The 17,768-nt window shown below is 48.8% G+C and carries 13 protein-coding genes and 1 tRNA gene; 7 read left to right on the top strand and 7 right to left on the bottom strand.

What is annotated here, in order from left to right:
* The first annotated feature begins 12 nt into the window (after positions 1–12).
* A complete protein-coding gene (locus tag BM359_RS12115; RefSeq protein WP_054490618.1) occupies positions 13–3,144 on the top strand; it encodes an efflux RND transporter permease subunit in 3,132 nt (1,043 codons plus the stop codon).
* A gap of 134 nt (positions 3,145–3,278) precedes the next feature.
* Here BM359_RS12115 and BM359_RS12110 read toward each other — a convergent pair.
* The 4 genes from BM359_RS12110 to BM359_RS12095 form a co-directional block, all read right to left on the bottom strand.
* Positions 3,279–3,354 (bottom strand) — tRNA-Phe (locus BM359_RS12110).
* A gap of 103 nt (positions 3,355–3,457) precedes the next feature.
* Positions 3,458–5,368 (bottom strand): biosynthetic arginine decarboxylase, encoded by a 1,911-nt coding sequence (gene speA / locus BM359_RS12105; RefSeq protein WP_054490620.1) that lies wholly within the window; start codon positions 5,366–5,368, stop codon positions 3,458–3,460.
* Position 5,369: 1 nt separating this feature from the next.
* Positions 5,370–6,296, bottom strand: a complete 927-nt coding sequence (speB, locus tag BM359_RS12100; protein WP_054490622.1) for an agmatinase — start codon at positions 6,294–6,296, stop codon at positions 5,370–5,372.
* An 18-nt stretch (positions 6,297–6,314) separates the two neighbouring features.
* Positions 6,315–7,349: a 6-phosphofructokinase gene (locus tag BM359_RS12095; protein WP_054490624.1), complete on the bottom strand. Its 1,035-nt coding sequence runs from the start codon at positions 7,347–7,349 to the stop codon at positions 6,315–6,317.
* Between the two features lie 71 nt (positions 7,350–7,420).
* Here BM359_RS12095 and BM359_RS12090 point away from each other — a divergent pair, with 71 nt between their 5' ends.
* Positions 7,421–8,491, top strand: coding sequence for an Ldh family oxidoreductase (locus tag BM359_RS12090; RefSeq protein WP_054490626.1), 1,071 nt, complete (start codon positions 7,421–7,423; stop codon positions 8,489–8,491).
* On the opposite strand, the gene pdxH is transcribed toward BM359_RS12090, so the two are convergent.
* From pdxH to BM359_RS12075, 3 genes are read right to left on the bottom strand one after another with little or no spacing between them, the layout of a single operon-like run.
* The gene (pdxH, locus tag BM359_RS12085; RefSeq protein WP_054490628.1) at positions 8,472–9,110 is read right to left on the bottom strand and encodes a pyridoxamine 5'-phosphate oxidase; all 639 of its coding nucleotides are present in this window, start codon (positions 9,108–9,110) and stop codon (positions 8,472–8,474) included. The genes BM359_RS12090 and pdxH overlap by 20 nt on opposite strands.
* A 58-nt stretch (positions 9,111–9,168) precedes the next feature.
* A complete protein-coding gene (locus BM359_RS12080) occupies positions 9,169–10,716 on the bottom strand; it encodes a response regulator (protein WP_054490629.1) in 1,548 nt (515 codons plus the stop codon).
* A 15-nt stretch (positions 10,717–10,731) separates the two neighbouring features.
* The gene (locus BM359_RS12075) at positions 10,732–12,384 is read right to left on the bottom strand and encodes an amidohydrolase (RefSeq protein ID WP_054490631.1); all 1,653 of its coding nucleotides are present in this window, start codon (positions 12,382–12,384) and stop codon (positions 10,732–10,734) included.
* Between the two features lie 201 nt (positions 12,385–12,585).
* Between BM359_RS12075 and BM359_RS12070 the strand changes: the two genes are divergently transcribed.
* From BM359_RS12070 to BM359_RS12050, 5 genes are all read left to right on the top strand, one after another.
* Positions 12,586–13,209 (top strand): LuxR C-terminal-related transcriptional regulator, encoded by a 624-nt coding sequence (locus BM359_RS12070; RefSeq protein ID WP_054490632.1) that lies wholly within the window; start codon positions 12,586–12,588, stop codon positions 13,207–13,209.
* 10 nt (positions 13,210–13,219) lie between these two features.
* Positions 13,220–13,747, top strand: coding sequence for a DUF1285 domain-containing protein (locus tag BM359_RS12065; RefSeq protein WP_054490635.1), 528 nt, complete (start codon positions 13,220–13,222; stop codon positions 13,745–13,747).
* A 21-nt stretch (positions 13,748–13,768) separates the two neighbouring features.
* Complete coding sequence (locus tag BM359_RS12060; RefSeq protein WP_054490638.1) at positions 13,769–15,211, top strand: sigma-54 dependent transcriptional regulator; 1,443 nt, start codon at positions 13,769–13,771, stop codon at positions 15,209–15,211.
* 117 nt (positions 15,212–15,328) lie between these two features.
* A complete protein-coding gene (locus BM359_RS12055) occupies positions 15,329–16,336 on the top strand; it encodes a sensor histidine kinase (RefSeq protein WP_054490640.1) in 1,008 nt (335 codons plus the stop codon).
* Positions 16,329–17,690, top strand: coding sequence for a sigma-54-dependent transcriptional regulator (locus BM359_RS12050; RefSeq protein ID WP_054490642.1), 1,362 nt, complete (start codon positions 16,329–16,331; stop codon positions 17,688–17,690). Before BM359_RS12055 ends, BM359_RS12050 begins: the two co-directional genes overlap by 8 nt.
* The last annotated feature ends 78 nt before the right edge of the window (positions 17,691–17,768 follow it).

Here is a 17,768-nt window from a genome sequence, read left to right as displayed (position 1 = left end):
GGAGAGTAAACAATGATAGATGCACTCATTCGCTTTGCGGTTGATCGTCGATGGCTGGTGCTTGCCGCAACCTTGTTAGTAGCAGCTGCGGGCGTTTATAGCACATTAAAGCTACCCATCGATGCTGTGCCGGATATTACCAATGTTCAGGTACAGATAAATTCAGAAGCGCCAGGCTATTCGCCATTAGAAACCGAACAACGTATTTCTTATCCGGTGGAAACCGCGATGGCAGGTTTACCAAAGCTGGACTACACCCGCTCGATCTCACGCTATGGGTTGTCGCAAGTTACCGTGGTGTTTGAAGAGGGCACCGATATTTACTGGGCTAGACAGCAAATCAGTGAGCGATTGCAAAAGGTAAGGGGAGAAGTACCCGACGGTATCGAGCCGACGATGGGGCCAATAGCCTCCGGCCTTGGTGAAATTGTTAATTATGTAGTACGCGCGAAAGAGGGGGCTACCAATGCCGATGGCGAGGCGTATACGCCCGAGCAGTTGCGTACCATCCAGGATTGGATCATTAAGCCGCAACTGGTCAAGGTGCCCGGTGTTACCGAGATTAATAGTGTGGGGGGTTATGAAAAGCAATACCAGGTGGCTCCCATCCCCGGTCGTATGCTGGCCTATAAAGTGACCATGCAGGACCTTTTGGCAGCATTGGATCTTAACAATAGAAACGCTGGTGCCGGTTATATCGAGAAAAATGGTGAGCAATGGTTGGTGCGTTCGCCTGGACAGCTTAAGACACTTGACGATATTCGTGATGTGGTCGTGACAAAACGTGATGATGCACCGGTGCGCGTGAGTGACGTGGCTGAGGTCAAACTGGGAGAACAATTACGCACTGGCGCTTCAACCTCGGGCGAGAGCGAGGTGGTATTGGGCACGGCCATGATGCTTATTGGCGAAAACAGTCGCATCGTTGCACAGAATGTCGCCAATAAAATTGAGGAGGTGCAACGAAGCTTGCCAGACGGGGTGGTGATTGAAACGGTGTATAACCGTACTTCTCTCGTTGATAAAACTATTGCAACGGTCGAGAAAAACCTGTTTGAAGGTGCGGTGCTGGTTATTGTGGTGCTTTTCATTCTGCTTGGAAATGTCCGTGCAGCACTGATTACGGCGTGCGTTATTCCCTTGAGTATGCTGTTTGCGGTAAGCGGCATGGTCGCCAACAAGGTGTCTGGTAATTTAATGAGCCTGGGCGCAATTGATTTTGGTATTATCGTCGATGGTGCGGTCATTGTGGTTGAAAACGCTTTGCGACGGCTTGGAATTGCACAGCAACGCTTAGGCCGGGTACTTACCACTAAAGAGCGCTTAATTGAAGTAACCCATAGTACTCGTGAGGTATTTAACCCTGCGGTATTTGGTGTGCTTATCATTATGCTGGTGTACTTGCCCATATTTGCGTTAAGTGGTGTTGAAGGCAAAATGTTTCATCCCATGGCGTTTACTGTCGTAGCCGCGCTTTTAGGGGCTCTGATTTTCAGCGTTACCTTTGTACCCGCTGCTATTGCAATATTTGTCCGTGGCAATATTAAGCACGGTGAAAACCGAATAATGCGAGCCGCCCGCAAAGTGTATCAGCCGGTTTTACGGCAAACACTGAAGCTTCCAGTTGTCATTATTTTGCTTGGCTTTGGGCTGTTTGCGGTATCAATGTTTCAGGCGAGTCGCATGGGAACTGAGTTTTTGCCACAGCTTGATGAAGGCGATATTGCCATGCAAGCCTTGCGCATTCCGGGGACTGGCTTGCAGCAATCTATAGCAATGCAAAAAGATGTCGAGTCTGTGGTGTCACGCTTTGACGAAGTTAAACTGGTATTCTCAAAAATTGGTACCCCGGATGTTGCGACCGACCCTATGCCACCGAGCGTCGCTGATACCATTATTATTTTAAAGGAGCGTGAGGACTGGCTAAACCCAGAAAAAACCAAAGAGCAACTGGTTGCTGAAATACGAACTGCTGTGCAAGAGCTTCCCGGTAATAAGTACGAGTTCACTCAACCGATTGAAATGCGGTTTAACGAACTTATTGCAGGCGTTCGAGCTGACTTGGGGGTTCGTATTTATGGCGATGACTTGCAAACGCTTAAACGGTTAGGCGACTCAGCCGCGGCAGTCATTCGCACCGTTGATGGCGCTGCTGATGTTCGGGTTGAACAAATGACCGGTTTATCGACACTCTCAGTGATACCTAAGCGTGATCATTTAGCGTTATTAGGCCTAACAGTCGCTGATGTACAGCGAGCAGTTCAAGCTGCGGTTGGTGGAGTTCAGTCAGGGATTATTTACGAGGGGGATAAACGCTTCAAGCTAATGGTACGTCTCGACAAAGAATGGCGTAAGAGCATTGAACAGCTTAAATCACTGCCTATTGATCTGCCTGCCGGCAACCCTGAGCTGCGCTATGTGCCGTTGGGAGAGGTCGCCGAATTGAGTTTGGAAAGTGGACCGAACCAAATTAACCGAGAAAGCAGCAAACGCAATGTTATTGTGAGTGCGAATGTTGAAGATCGTGATTTGGGCTCTTTTGTGGCAGATGTTCAGGATGCGCTAACGACTGACGTTGATTTGCCAGCAGGTTATTGGGTTAACTACGACGGTACCTTTGAACAGCTGCAATCAGCTTCCCAACGGTTGAGTTTGGTTGTGCCATTAGCGCTGCTATTAATTATTGGCCTGCTATACAGTGCGTTTAATTCGCTGAGCAGTGCACTCGTCATATTCACAGGCGTTCCCTTAGGGCTGACCGGCGGGATATTCGCATTAGCGCTGCGTGATATGCCGCTATCAATTTCCGCTGCAGTCGGCTTCATTGCACTGTCGGGCGTGGCGGTTTTGAACGGCGTGGTCATGCTGACATTCATACGGCAACTGCTGCGCGACGGACTGCCGTTGAAAGATGCGGTGTTTGAAGGCGCGCAACAACGGTTAAGACCTGTACTGATGACTGCTCTTGTAGCTAGCCTGGGCTTTGTCCCTATGGCATTTAATACCGGTGTCGGCGCTGAGGTACAGCGACCACTGGCTACTGTGGTAATCGGCGGCATTGTCTCGTCGACATTATTGACTTTGGTGGTGCTGCCAGCGTTGTACTACACAGTGCAGCGCTTTAAGAGACCCCGTGTAGAATAAGTTGAAAATTTAAGCACGCTCTTTATTGGGCGTGCTTTTTTATCTTTGCATTGATGAAGGCTTGGTTGGTACAAAATTGGCACAATGCCTAAAACAAAAAAGCCCCGCTGTTTCCAGCGAGGCCTTGCAATATGTGGTGCCCGGAGGCGGAATCGAACCACCGACACGAGGATTTTCAATCCTCTGCTCTACCGACTGAGCTATCCGGGCAACGGCGTGTATTAAACGTTTTTTTCGGTTTCGAGTCAACCGCTTTTCGTGCCTTTTTTACTGTTTGCTCAGTAATTGCACATTAAGCGGTTGTTTTGGTGAATTATTCAACGCGTAAGTAGGTGCTGCCGGCTAAACAGTGCTCGTAAAAATTTGTCCAGCGAACACCTTCACGTGGCGCCAGTGAGCCTTTACGTACCTGACGGTCAATTTGTTTCTTCACTGTTTTGGCCATGTACTCGGTATTGTACTGCATGGTTTGTAGTACTTTTTCGGCCGATGTTCCCGGTACCACTTCTTCAATATAAAAGTCGCCGGGTTCATCGTCGTGACAGTAAACATGCACTTCGGTCAGGCGGCCAAACAGGTTGTGCATATCGCCCATAACGTCCTGGTAGGCGCCGGTGAGGAATAAACCTACGTGGTAGTCCTCGCCTTTGCGCAGGCTATGCATCGGAATATTATCGCTAATTTCAGTACCTTCAATGTATTTGCTGAGCTTACCGTCACTATCGCAGGTAATATCGACAATTGAGCAGCGTACTTCGGGCTGTTCGTTCAGGCGCGAGATAGGCACCACTGGCAGTACTTGCCCGATGGCCCAGGTATCGGCGGCTGACTGAAATACCGAAAAGTTACACAGGTACTGACTGGCGAGCATGTCTTCTAACTCTTCCAGCTCCTGAATAACGTAACTGTCTTTATCCAGCGAATGGTGAATGTCGGTAAGTATTTGCCAGTACATGGTGTCCAGCTTGGCCATTTCACTGAGTGATAATATACCCAGTTTAAAGGCTTCGTAGGCATTTTGCTTATAGCCAGCGGCGTCGTTATAACGTTCCTGCGGGTGGAACTGGTCGCCGGAGCTGTGTAGTTCGCGCATGTTCTTAACTAAAATGTGTTCGTTCTCGCTGGCGCTGATATCGAATTGGGTACCCGCTGGTTTCATTTCGCCCACAATATTAGTGACTACGCAGCTGTGGTGCGCAGTCATCGCACGACCACTTTCACTGACTAAATTAGGGTGGGGCACCTGTTCCAGGTCACAAATTTGCTTCACACCCCAGACAACGTCAGCTACGTATTCTTCAGTTGAGTAGTTACGTGAGGAGTCGCTGGTGGTGCTGGTACCGTCGTAGTCGATGCCTAGACCGCCGCCGATATCCAGGTATTCTAAAGGCACACCTTCCTGAACTAATTTGGCGTACAGACGCGCGCCTTCGTTGACGGCTTCTTTAATTTTACGAATATCGGACAACTGGCTGCCAATGTGAAAATGCAGCAGCTTGGCACAGTGCAGCATGTCTTCTTCGCGCAGGCGTTCAATAACATTCAAAATTTCGGCAATACTTAAACCAAACTTGGCGCGGTCGCCACTGGAGCTGGCCCACTTACCGGAGCTTTTCACCATCATTTTTGAGCGCAGGCCAATCATAGGCTCAACACCCATTTGTTTCGCCAACGGGATCAGCATTTCCAGCTCGCTGAACTTTTCAATAACGATGATCATTTTGCGTTTAAGCTGGCGGCCAAGCAGTGCCAGAGTCAGGTAGTCTTTGTCTTTGTAACCGTTGAGAATAGTCAGCGCATCGGGATTGTCGTTGTACGCCATTACTGCCATCAGCTCCGGCTTAGAGCCGGCCTCAAGGCCATAGTTATAAGGTTCACCTGCGTCCATGATCTCTTCAACCACTTCGCGCATTTGGTTCACTTTAATGGGAAATACACCGCAATACTGCCCTTGATAATTGGCGTCAGCTATCAGTTTACCGAAAGTCTCGTTAATGATTTCAACCTGCGAGCGCAAAATGTCATGAAAACGGATAACAGCCGGAAACTGAATACCCTCCGAAATAATTTCATCCACCACTTCTTTCATATCAATGGTGACATCCGGCAAGCGGTGGTTAGGTCGAATTTGAATGTTGCCGTTTTCGCCAATGGAGAAATAGCCCGCGCCCCAGCGGTTAACACCATACAGTTCTTCTGCTTGATCGATATTCCAGTCTGACATCTCAGGCTCCCGACTGTTGTAATACGAGTAATAATTCGCGCACAATTTTAGCGGCGAACACGTCGGAGTTACCGGTTGGGTCTATTTGTGGTGACAATTCAACTACGTCAGCACCCACCAGATTTTTCTGGCGCAGTAGCTTCATCAGGCTGACAAAGGAATGGAAATCTTCACCGCCCGGCTCCGGAGTTCCTGTGCCTGGTAAAAAGGAAGGATCGAAATAATCGAGATCCAGCGTCAGGTAAACCGGACGGTCTTTGGCAATGGCTTCCACACTGTCGAGAAAGTCTTTACGCGAACTGCGAATGGTTTTGTGTTCTTTCATCCATTGGTACTCGTCGCGTGTACCAGAGCGAATGCCGTACTGAATGAGCTCATGGCCGGGACCAAAGTGGTCGACCGAACGGCGAATAATAGACGCGTGTGAATAATGGTAACCAAGGAAGCCATCGCGTAAATCCGCGTGAGCATCCAGATGCAGCAACACCATATCGGGGTATTGTTTTAAGTACTTCACAATAGGTGCGTAAGAAATAGAATGCTCACCACCTAAGGTCAGCAGTTTAATTTTTTCCTGAGCCAGGTCGACGGAATCAAATATCGCGTTAAAGTCATGAACCGCGTGATGCCATTGCTTTTCTTCGTCGTCATCGAAGCCCAGCCGCAGGTTGCCTAAGTCGTAGAAGCTTTGATCTTCTAAGTCGGCGTCAAGGTACGGCGAGTAAGATTCAATGTCCTCAGAAACCGCGCGTAAACCGTCGGGCCCTTCTCGGGTGCCTTTACGAAAGCAGGCGGTACCATCAAAACCAAACCCAAGAATATGGGTATGTCCCGGATGTAAGTCGGTGCTATGCTCCGCGCCGAAAAACGGGCGGCTCGGGTCATTTAATGGTACGGGTAGTGGCACCGTTAGTGGCGTTAGGGGCATTGTTGTTGCAGACCTCTCTTACTTTGTCGATTTGCTGCGATCTTTTTTGATCGGATTAAACAGACTTTGTTGAATATTAATTAACTCTTCGCTCAATTTTTTACGCTTGGTCCAGGTATCGGCTAATGGTGTTTCGCTGAGTTCATTCGCCGTAACGCCGGCCATAACGCCAGTTTTTTGTTGGCGGACTAATTCAACAGCGTGCACACCCAGACGAGTACCTAAAATGCGATCCATTGCCGTAGGGCGTCCGCCACGTTGAACGTGACCAAGTAAACACGGACGACAGGGTAAGTTAAGACGATCTTCTAGCTGCTCCGCAAGTCGAACCGCACCACCAGGCCATTGATTTTCACATAACACCATAACGTAGCTGGAGTCTCCGCGTACGCGCTGTACCGACTCAATGTGTTTAACCAAAGCCGCTACGGTTAAGGGTTTATCTTTTTGTAGCTCCGGCAGAATCATTCGCTCAGCGCCACTTGCCATAGCGCTGCTAATACCAATATAACCGGCATTGCGGCCCATAACCTCGACAATGAAAACGCGATCCATGGCTTCAGCGGTATCCCGGATTTTATCCAGCGCATCCATGGCAGTTTCTACTGCCGTGTCATAGCCAATAGTGTTATCCGTGCCAAAGAGATCATTATCGATGGTGCCGGGTATGCCAATAATGGGACCTTTCCAAAAGTTAGCTAAATGCTCAGCGCCGCGAAATGAACCGTCGCCGCCAATAACGATAAAGGCGTCAATTTGGTGTGCGTCTAAATTCGTTGCTGCTTCGCGAGCACCTTCTTCGGTTCTGAAGCGTTCGCTGCGGGCACTTTTAATAATGGTGCCGGAATACTGCAATATATGTTCAACGTCTTTGCGGTCTAACTTTACAAAGTCGTTATTTAAGAGTCCTTCATAGCCATGACGAAAGCCCATGACTTCGATACCATAGTTCTCCGCGGCCAGAACAACGCCACGGATAGCGGCATTCATGCCCGGAGCATCGCCACCACTGGTTATAATGGCAATGCGGTTTATTGTGTTAGCAGATGACACAATCTCTACTCCTTGATAATGTCGTATGCGTAGCTTAAACGACCTGCAGGCCGTGACCAAGAGGAAATTTCATGAGCACTGATGTTGTACGTTTTGATTATTCAGAATTATCGAACTGGGCGCGCAATTGTCTGACCGAGGTAGGGGCTTCGGGGGAGGTCGCGCGCAATGTGAGTTATTACCTGTTGGAAGGCGATTTACTGGGTTTTAGTACCCATGGTTTAATTCGCCTGCTGAACAATTGCCAATGGCTGCGTGAGGGTAAAAGCCTGGCAAAAGGGCAGCCTGTGGTATTAAGTGAGCGTGCTGCGGCTGCGAACTGGGACGCACAATTTTTACCGGGGCCCTACGTGGTGCCGCAGGCAATTGATGCCGCCTGCAAAATGGCGCAACAAGCCGGTACCGGAACTGTGGTGGTAAGACGCAGCCAGCATGTAGCCTCATTAGCCGCTTATTTGACTATAGCGACGGAGCAGGGGTTGGTGGTCAGTCTGATGTGCTCAACGCCCGGGCAACGTGCTGTAGCACCTTTTGGTGGTAAAGAAGCGGTATTTTCTCCCAACCCTTTTGCGGTGGGCGTGCCCAGCTCCGGCAATCCACTGCTATTTGATATCAGCTTTTCGATGACTGCCGCGGGAAAAGTGCGTCAGGCAAAAGCCAACGGCACGAAGTTGCCATACAAAGCATTGATTAAACCCGATGGTGAATGGACCGACGACCCGCTAACCTTTTTCGACTTGCCGGGTAGCGCGATAGCGCCGCTGGGTGGAGAACAGCTTGGCTATAAAGGTTATGGTCTGACGCTGTTCAGCGAAATTTGGTCCATGGCGTTAAGTCAGTATGGTCGCCGGCAGGGTGCGGATGACGGTGACGCGAACTCTGTATGGATACAAGTGATTGATCCGGAAGCTTTTGGGGATAAACAGGCGTTTTTACAGCAGGTTGATGATTTGTTGGAAGATAGCCGGAAAAGTGCGGCAGCCGATCCGCAACAACCGGTGCGTATTCCCGGCGAAGCCGCTCAGCAACGCAAACGTGAGCAATTGCAGCAGGGTGTTTACTACAGCAGCGCAACGTTAAAAGTGCTGCAACGCTGCGCTGAGTTTTGTGGGGTTGAATTACCTAAGGCTGTAAGCGGGTAATACGCCAGTTAGAGCCATCTTTGCTGTACAGGTAGCGGTCATGCAAACGATGCTGGCCGCCTTGCCAGAATTCAAATTGCTGAGGCTCGACGCAATAGCCACCCCAGTGTTCAGGGCGTGGCACTTCGGTATTCTCATATTCACGCAGTAGCGACTTATAGTGGCTTTCCAGTACATCGCGGCTTTCTACCGGGCGGCTTTGCTGCGAAGCAAGGGCGGCTACCTGGCTTTCTTTGGGACGAGAATGGAAGTAGCGGTCGTTATCTTCACTGTCGAGCGGGATAGCGCTGCCGGTAATGCTAATTTGTCGTTCCAGCGGAAGCCAGGCAAAGTGCAGATTAACCTGTGAGTTAGTGCTTATATCCTGGCCTTTTTGACTGTTTTTATTAGTATAAAACCGGAAGCCTTTGTGGTCATAGCCTTTCAATAAAACAATACGCTGGCTTGGTACAAGTTCATTATTGACCGTTGCCACTGTCATCGCGGTAGGATCGCTTAACAAGCCGCTGTCTATGGCTTGTTGCATCCAGAGTTCAAATTGTTTGACCGGGTCTGAATTCAACTGCTCCCGGTGCAAACTGCCTAAACCGTACTCTCTGCGCATTGCTTGTAAATCCATGACCGCTCCTTATGGACTTGGGGAAGGCCCCGTTTTCAGTTTCCAGTCGCTTATTATATTATTTTTTATCCAGATAACGCTGTCGTATTTTTTCCATCGCATCCAGATTATCCAGCATAAGCCCGACCAGCTCAGGGTCGAAGAACCTGCCGCTGTGTTGCAACAGATAATCGGCAGCGTCTTTAGATTCTTTGGCGTCACGATAATTGCGCTGCGTGCGCAGTGCATCAAAGTGGCTGCTAATAGTCATTATACGGGCATTAAGGTCAATGTCTTTGCCTGACTTCTGACTTGGAAAACCTGAACCATTCCAGCGTTCATGAATATCCTGCGCAATAGCTGCCGCGATTTTCGCCACAGCGGTATCGGTCTGGCGTAAGTAATCATGACCCTGAATCACCTTCTGCATGATCTCTTCATAGTCGTGAATGCTTAAGACGTCGGCACGCTGAGCGAGCTCCATTTGTACCGATACTTTACCTATATCGTAGACTGATGCAGCTTGTTTTAAAGCTTCCGCCTGTTCGTGCGTTGCGCCGGCAAAAATGGCCAGTTGCCCGGCCATTTCGGCTGATCGTTTAACATGATGGCTGATTTCATCGATGGAGTGCTTTTCAATAGCCTCTCCAACGCAATAAAGCAATTCACGCTGAGCTTCTCGTTCGTTCTCAGTGGCCTGCAGGTTATCAATAGCAATGGAGCTATTATTCACAAAAAGGCCCAGCAAGTTTTGATCAAGCTCAGATAAGTCACGGACACCGCGAATGAAGAGCAAATACTGGCGTGAGCTGCTGGTTTTATAAAGGCCGTAGTAATTATTGTCTACTATCCGGAAATCGACATTTTGCGAACTTTGTTGCATTGGGCGAACGATATCCCAGTCAATTTCGCTTTTTATCGGTTGTCCTGCCGCACCTTCGTATTCTCCGGTGCCACCAATAATTTCAAAGGGTTCACTGGTATTCGAGCTGGCGGTTAACGCGTCAATTCGGCAGTACATAGCGTCGTCAGACAAGGTGATTAGGGCAACAAGCTGTTCCAGTATCCCCTGACACAAGCCGTGCATTGAGCGGGCCGAAAACACCTCTGCCGATGCGTTAATGACTTTTTCTAAGCCCCGTTTGTTGCGTTCAATAGCTTTTAAGTCTCGGTAAGCGCGAAGGCACGAGTACATAAGAGTCACTAACTTGCGATAAGTCAGCTCGGTCTTTTCCTTATAGTCATCAATGTCATAACGCGCTATGACGTCCTCTTCTGGTGCCTGACCAGGTTGCCCGGTACGCAGAACAATGCGGATTAACCGGTTTTTCCGGGTTTCTCTCACCCATTGCGCGACATCTAAGCCCGCGTGGTCAGTTTCCATAACCACATCCAGCAGCATCATGGCGATGTCGGTGTTTTCCTGCAAAAACGCAATGGCGTCTTTTCCCGAGTAAACCGAATGGAACTCCAGTGGACGCCCATCAAGCTTAAATTCACCCAGTGCCATTTTGGTGATGGTATGAATTTCCTCATCGTCATCGACAATCAACACATGATAAGGCTCGCAAACCTCTTCAACGGCCACATCGGGCTCGTCCTCAGAAAACAGAAAGTCATCGTTCATGATGCTGCTACTCCATTAGTAAACGCGTTCGCCGGCAACATAGGTCTGTTCAACTTGAGTCTGCCAAATTTGGCTGGCATCAACGGCAAAAGGGTCCTGCTCCAGTACAATAAAGTCAGCCCATTTACCGGGTTCAAGCGAACCGAGTGACTTTTCCTGCCAGGCACTGTAAGCGGCATCAATGGTAAATGAACGCAAAGCCTGTTCAAGGCTCATTTTCTCTTCGGCGTACCAGCCACCCGAAGGCATATTATCGCGGTCCTGACGAGTAACGGCTGCGTGCAGCCCGTAGAAAGGGTTCGCTAATTCAACCGGAAAGTCAGATCCTGCCGCGATAACGGTACCCTCATCCAGCAATGTTTGCCATGCATAGGCTCCGGCCATACGTTCAGAACCCAGACGATCTTCCGCCATATTTTTGTCGCTGGTAGCGTGGGTCGGTTGCATCGAAGCAATCAGATTAAGCTCGGTAAAACGTTTCAGGTCATCCGGGTGCACAATTTGTGCGTGTTCAATGCGGTTACGTAAATTGCGGCCACCCAGTTCATCATAGACTTCGGCCAGATTATCCAGAACGACACGGTTAGCACGGTCGCCAATGGCGTGGGTATTTATCTGAAAACCGTGTGGGATGATCAGTTTATAGAGATCCTGAATCTTCTCTTCTGAAGTTACCATTAGCCCGTGGTTGTCATGGTCATCGCTGTAAGGCTCAATCAGTGCTGCTCCGCGGCTTCCAAGCGCACCGTCGGCATATATTTTAACGCTGCGAATAGCCAGTTTCTGGTCCCGGGTTTCGTAAGGCCCTTCAGCCAGAAGTTGAGCGAGCTTCGGCTCGGTCGCTGCAATCATGCCGTAAACCCGAAGCGGCATACGACCTTGGTTATGCAAACCTTTGTAAATGGAAATTTCGTCAGAATTAATGCCTGCGTCGTGGACGCTGGTAATGCCAAGTTTAACCAGGTGCTGAAAAGCCAACTCATATGCGGCCCGTTGCTGTTGAAGCGAAGGTTCGGGAATAATGTCTTCAACCAGCTGCATTGCATTATCGACCAGAACACCGGTGGGGTTACCCTGTTCGTCACGGATAATTTCGCCACCTTCAGGAGAGACGGTATTTTTATCAATACCCGCGCGGCGCAGCGCTTCGCTGTTTGCCCAGCCTGCGTGGGCGTCGACGCGCATCAGCCAGACGGGACGGTCACTGACAACTTCATCAAGATTTGCTGCACTAGGGAAGACTTTTTTCTTCCATTGTTCCTGGTTCCAGCCGCGGCCGGTAATCCATTCTATTTCCTGCTGCTCTTTGGCGTAGTTGTGAACTTTTTGGACTGCATCAGAAACCGATTCAGTGTCGCGCAAATCGACCTGTAAAAGACTGTTGCCTAAACTTTGGATATGGCCGTGGGCGTCAGTTAACCCCGGGAGTACGGTTTTGCCATTCATATCGACCGTACTGTCTATATCAGCAAAGCGTTGGGCAAGAGTCTCGCCGCCTATAGCCTGAATTTTTCCGTTTTCCACCAGCATGGTAGAGAACTCCTGTAATACCGCGTTTTCTCCGGCAGGGCTGGTCAGGGTGTATCCCTTCATGTTGGTATATAAGGTGTCGGCGATGGCTGAAGCGGATAAGCCCAGGCTTATAACTAAGCAGGTAATGCGTCGCATTGTAATTTAACTCCGTGGCAAATAATTTAGACAACACTATAGCGTTTTTACTGTACAACCGCCTAGGTGTTGCCGGAAGTTTTTGTTAACTAAGTTAACATGACATTCAGGAAGCTGTTAGATAACCGTAAAAAACTTGCTGTCTGTTATAATTTAGGTATGCTAAAAGTTAATTGAATAGGCATTATTTTGGATTTCAGGATGAAAGTTCTAATTATTGATCCGCAATTTTTTATGCGTGCTGGTCTTATACAAATTCTTACCAACTATGCGAATCAACCCTCAATCTATGAGGCTGATTCGTTTGAGATTGCGGAAAGTTATTTAGCAGCTGATGATTACGATCTGATTTTTTTAGAGATGGATTTGCCGGACGCTGAAATCCGTCCAGCCCTGCAACGCTTGAAAAAAGTTGCGCCGCGCACGCATATCGTCTTGTTTACGCGCCCACGGTCTATCTCCGAAGTACGCCAGGTACTGGCGGCAGGGGTTCGTAGCTATTTGCCGAAAGACAGTTCAGCTGAGCAGGCTAAACTGGCTATTCGCGCCTTGCTAAATGGTGATCGTCATATTCCTGATGACCCGCATCTGAATGAACCTCGTGATAAGTCCAGCGGCGCTGAAAGTTTCTTGTCTCCACGGCAATTAGAGATTATGCAATTATTGGCGCAGGGCTTATCAAATAAAGAGATAGCCAATATTCTGGGTATTACCGAAGGCACCATTCGTGTGCACTTATCGGCAATATTTAAGGCCATAAAAGTATCAAACCGTACAGAAGCAACGCTTTGGTATTTATTAAGACAGAAGAAGTTAGTCGACTAAGCTTTGATTTATGTCACTGAACCGTTTGATCTCTGAACTGGAAAAACATCAACACGCGCCAACCGAATTGTGGGATCCGCCTTATTGTGGCGAGATTCCCATTCACATTGCCGCTAATGGTGATTGGTTTTATCAGGGGAGTCAGATAAAGCGTCAGGCTCTGGTTAAGCTGTTTGCCTCGGTTCTGGTGGTCGAGGAAGGCGACTATTTTTTAGTAACACCTGCTGAAAAAGTTAAAATTACTGTTGAAGATACGCCTTTTGTTGTCGTCGACTGGGAACAAAGGGAAGAAGATGGTGAGCAATTATTGCTGTTAACCACCAATATCGGTGATACTCTGGTATTAAGTTCTGAACATCCGCTCACAATGAAAGAAGGCATCCCTTATATTGTGATGCAAAGAGGATTGACAGCAAGAGTACATCGCAATGTATTCTATCAGTGGGTTTCACACGCAGAGTCACGAACTGTCGATGGGCAGGAGCAGTGGTATCTCTCGAGTGCGGGTGAAACGTTTGTGTTAGGAAATGTGAAATAGGACGTTGCGGTAAACTCGTCTATGACAAAAACAAGAACAGTCTACCTGGTTGAACAGCAACCAGAGCGTCGTCAGCATTTTGAAACGGTATTAACCTTTATTGGTGAAACCGTTGAAGTCATATCTCCTTCGGACACTCTTAAACTCTCTGCAACCGATGCTCTGTGTGTCATTGCCGGCAATGGTATTGATAACCTGATGGAGCTGGCCGGCGATTCGCCACACCTTCCTTTTATTTGTGCGAACACGCAACAGCATCAGGCGCTACAAAAAGCCAATGTCATTGGTCCTTTGGAGGACTCTTTTGACTACGCCAGTTTGTCCAATATGCTGCATTACTGTCAGGCGTATCATCAGCAAATGCCAATTAAGCCCGCAAGAACGCGGCATCCCGGCAGTGGTAAACTGGAGCAGACGTTAATTGGTAATGGCCGCACCATGAAACATGTGCGGCAGTTAATCGAGCAAGTGGCGGTTACCGACGCCAACGTTCTTGTTCTGGGAGAGTCCGGAACCGGTAAAGAAGTTGTCGCCCGCGGTATCCATGATTTATCAGAACGCAACAAAGGGCCTTTTGTGCCGGTGAACTGCGGTGCCATTCCCGGAGACTTATTAGAAAGTGAATTGTTCGGCCATGAGAAAGGGGCATTTACCGGGGCAATAGGCGCGCGCAAAGGGCGTTTTGAACTGGCTCAGGGGGGAACCCTATTTCTGGATGAAATTGGTGATATGCCAATGCCAATGCAGGTAAAGCTGCTACGGGTTTTACAGGAACGCACTTTTGAGCGCGTAGGTGGCAGTAAAAGTATTGTTGCCGACGTACGAGTTGTTGCAGCAACCCACCGTGAGCTGGAGCAGATGATCATTGACGGTAAATTCCGCGAGGACTTGTATTACCGCCTGAATGTTTTCCCGATTGAAATGCCTGCATTGCGCGAACGTCAGGAAGACGTGCCGCTGTTATTACAGGAACTGACCCAGCGTTTCAAAAAGGAGCGTGGTGTGGGCGTGCGCTTTACGGAAAGGGCACTGGAGTCGCTTTCTTATCATCGTTGGCCGGGTAACGTGCGCGAACTAACAAACCTGATTGAGCGCTTGACCATTATGCACCCTGACAGTCTGGTGGATGTTCCTGACTTGCCGCCGAAATATCAGCATGTTGAACACAGTGCTCCAAGCCCGGACTACCCGGAAGAAATGCTGGAGCGTGAAGCGCTTAGTGCCATTTTCAACGAGTCGGACGATGACAGCGATGATGCGCAAGTCGGACCCGCTAATGACAGCTCTGAATTACCGGACGATGGCGTTAATTTAAAAGACATGCTGACAGAAATAGAAACCGGAATGATTGCTCAGGCATTGGAAAAGTCGGACTGGGTGGTGGCTAAGGCCGCTGAGTTACTTAGCATGCGGCGCACGACTCTGGTTGAGAAGATGAAAAAGTACGGAATCCAGAAAGATTAAAGGCAAGTGTCAGTCTTTTGACAACAAATAACAAACCAACCGACTGAAAAATAAAGAAATTATACTGGCACTCATTTTGCATTAACCTCTCCATAGTCGTTAATTGGAGATGTCAGTATGGCCACTTATCATCAAATTATTGATGCCATGCCAAATGCCGTAATTTTACTGGACAGTCATGGGCTTGTGGATTATTGCAATGACAACGCAACGGGGCTTTTGGGTCATCCGTTGAAAGGTTACCTCTGGCGCGAGTTAGTCAGCGAGCTGTTTGCTCCGAAAGCGGATGACTGGCACGAAGTGTCTCTGCGTAACGGGCGCCGGGTCAGGCTGGATACCTCGGTGGTCAATGAAAAACCAGGGCAGCTTATTGTCTTAACGGACTTAACTGAAACCCGTCGCCTGCAAAACCGCATTAGTCATCTGCAGCGTTTATCGTCCATGGGAAAGATGGTTGCGTCTCTGGCACATCAAATAAGAACGCCTCTGTCTGCCGCGATTCTTTACGCACAAAACCTTAAACAGGGCACGATTTCCCCGGTGAAGCAGCAGCGCTTTTCTGCAAAATTGCTTTCCCGATTGCATTCATTAGAGCAGCAGGTCAATGACATGTTGTTGTTTGCTAAAAGTGGTGAGCAACCCATGTTGGATGATCTCAGCACCCACAGCCTTATTGAGCAAGTTCTTGCCAATACCGAAAACTATGCTGAGCAACATCAGGTGAAGATTAATTGCATTGATTCGGCTTCCGGAGCTGTGTTGCGGGCAAATCAAACCGCATTAGTCGGGGCGATACAAAACCTGATTAACAACGCTGTGGATGCCAGCCAGCCGGGACAAGAGGTCTTAGTAAAGACTGATGCTGATAGTGACAGTTGGCGAGTTTCTGTTATTGATGCGGGCTGCGGCATTCCTGAAGAAAGACAGGACAATGTCTTCACCCCATTTTTTACCGAGAAGTCTAACGGTACCGGTTTGGGACTAGCGGTTGTGCAAACGGTAATTAAGGCACATAACGGGAGTATTGACTGGGAAAGCCAGCCAGCTAAAGGCAGTCGCTTCACATTGTCCTTGCCGGTGCACCAGTGGTCAGAAAACCGACTGAACGAGGTGTGTTATGGCTGAGCGACAAGTACTGGTTGTTGAAGACGATGTTTCTTTGCGTGAGGCAATTATCGATACTTTGGAGCTGGCGGACTGCCAGTGTCTGGAAGCTGCAAATGGTGAAGAGGCTCTGTTAATACTGAAAAAAGAGCCGGTAGCTTTAGTAATTAGTGACGTTCAAATGCCGGGTATTGATGGTTTGCAATTATTGCGCAGTATGAACAATCAGCAATATGACATTCCGGTTATTATGATGACCGCCTTTGCTAAGGTAGATGATGCTGTCGTAGCAATGCGCGAAGGGGCTGTCGACTACCTGACGAAGCCTTTTTCAATAGAAAAACTGCAGACTTTGGTACAACGTTATTTGCCGGACGGTGCCATTAACGACATTGAACCAGTTGCCGAGGAAGAGTCGAGCCAGGCTATTCTGAATATGGCACGCAAGGTAGCTGCCAGCGAGGCCAGCGTAATGGTTACCGGGCCCAGTGGTACGGGTAAAGAAGTGTTGGCGCGTTATATTCATCAGCACTCTGAGCGTGCGAATGGTCCTTTTGTCGCGATTAACTGTGCAGCCATACCCGAGAACATGCTTGAGTCTATGTTATTTGGCTATGAAAAAGGGGCTTTTACGGGTGCGAATCAGTCGTCTCCCGGTAAGTTTGAGCTAGCTCAGGGAGGTACCTTGTTGCTGGACGAAGTCACCGAAATGGCTATGCATTTGCAGGCAAAACTATTACGGGTTATTCAGGAGCGTCAGGTAGAGCGGCTGGGTTCGCGTAAAACCATTCAGCTTGACGTCCGTTTAATTGCAACCTCTAACCGCGACCTTCAACAAGCTGTGCGTGAAGGACAGTTGCGCGAAGATCTTATGTATCGGCTGAACGTGTTTCCGTTGCACTGGAAGTCTTTGTGCGAACGCCCTGCGGATATTGTGCCTTTAGCTGAAAATTTATTGCAGCGACACAAGCAACGTTCGGGTATTAAAACACCTGTCATTTTTTCGGCAGCGGCTTTAAAGCAGTTACAGGCTTATTCCTGGCCGGGAAATGTTCGTGAACTGGAAAATGTCGTACAGCGCGCGCTGGTTCTGCATCGTGGTGATGAAATTCAGCCCGATGATTTAATGCTGGAACTTAATGATATCGCTGAATCGGCGAGTGTGTTTCCGGAGCAAGTGAGCACGGCTGATGATAAATCGGAAAACCTCGATGAGTCGCTTTTTCATCAGGAGTACCAAATTATCAAAGAAGCTTTGCAACGCCACCAGGGTAAACGACAACCCGTTGCGGATGAATTAGGAATTAGTCCGCGGACGCTGCGTTACAAATTGGCGAAGATTCGTGAGCAGGGACTTACCCTGACAGGCTCTTAAAGACGATTCACAATAACTCTACCTGCATTATTAGCCCTGGTCCTCAGGGCTTTTCTTTACACAATCTTATAAGTTGGC

Source organism: Idiomarina abyssalis (assembly GCF_900116625.1).
Taxonomy (GTDB): domain Bacteria; phylum Pseudomonadota; class Gammaproteobacteria; order Enterobacterales; family Alteromonadaceae; genus Idiomarina; species Idiomarina abyssalis.
This window is presented reverse-complemented; position numbering and strand designations above follow the sequence as displayed.

What these genes read in the sequence shown, in the direction of transcription:
- BM359_RS12115 (WP_054490618.1), top strand. Translation starts at nt 13, where the DNA reads ATGATAGATGCACTCATTCGCTTTGCGGTTGATCGTCGATGGCTGGTG.
- speA (WP_054490620.1), bottom strand. Translation starts at nt 5,368, where the DNA reads ATGTCAGACTGGAATATCGATCAAGCAGAAGAACTGTATGGTGTTAAC.
- speB (WP_054490622.1), bottom strand. Translation starts at nt 6,296, where the DNA reads ATGCCCCTAACGCCACTAACGGTGCCACTACCCGTACCATTAAATGAC.
- BM359_RS12090 (WP_054490626.1), top strand. Translation starts at nt 7,421, where the DNA reads ATGAGCACTGATGTTGTACGTTTTGATTATTCAGAATTATCGAACTGG.
- pdxH (WP_054490628.1), bottom strand. Translation starts at nt 9,110, where the DNA reads ATGGATTTACAAGCAATGCGCAGAGAGTACGGTTTAGGCAGTTTGCAC.
- BM359_RS12080 (WP_054490629.1), bottom strand. Translation starts at nt 10,716, where the DNA reads ATGAACGATGACTTTCTGTTTTCTGAGGACGAGCCCGATGTGGCCGTT.
- BM359_RS12075 (WP_054490631.1), bottom strand. Translation starts at nt 12,384, where the DNA reads ATGCGACGCATTACCTGCTTAGTTATAAGCCTGGGCTTATCCGCTTCA.
- BM359_RS12070 (WP_054490632.1), top strand. Translation starts at nt 12,586, where the DNA reads ATGAAAGTTCTAATTATTGATCCGCAATTTTTTATGCGTGCTGGTCTT.
- BM359_RS12065 (WP_054490635.1), top strand. Translation starts at nt 13,220, where the DNA reads ATGTCACTGAACCGTTTGATCTCTGAACTGGAAAAACATCAACACGCG.
- BM359_RS12060 (WP_054490638.1), top strand. Translation starts at nt 13,769, where the DNA reads ATGACAAAAACAAGAACAGTCTACCTGGTTGAACAGCAACCAGAGCGT.
- BM359_RS12055 (WP_054490640.1), top strand. Translation starts at nt 15,329, where the DNA reads ATGGCCACTTATCATCAAATTATTGATGCCATGCCAAATGCCGTAATT.
- BM359_RS12050 (WP_054490642.1), top strand. Translation starts at nt 16,329, where the DNA reads ATGGCTGAGCGACAAGTACTGGTTGTTGAAGACGATGTTTCTTTGCGT.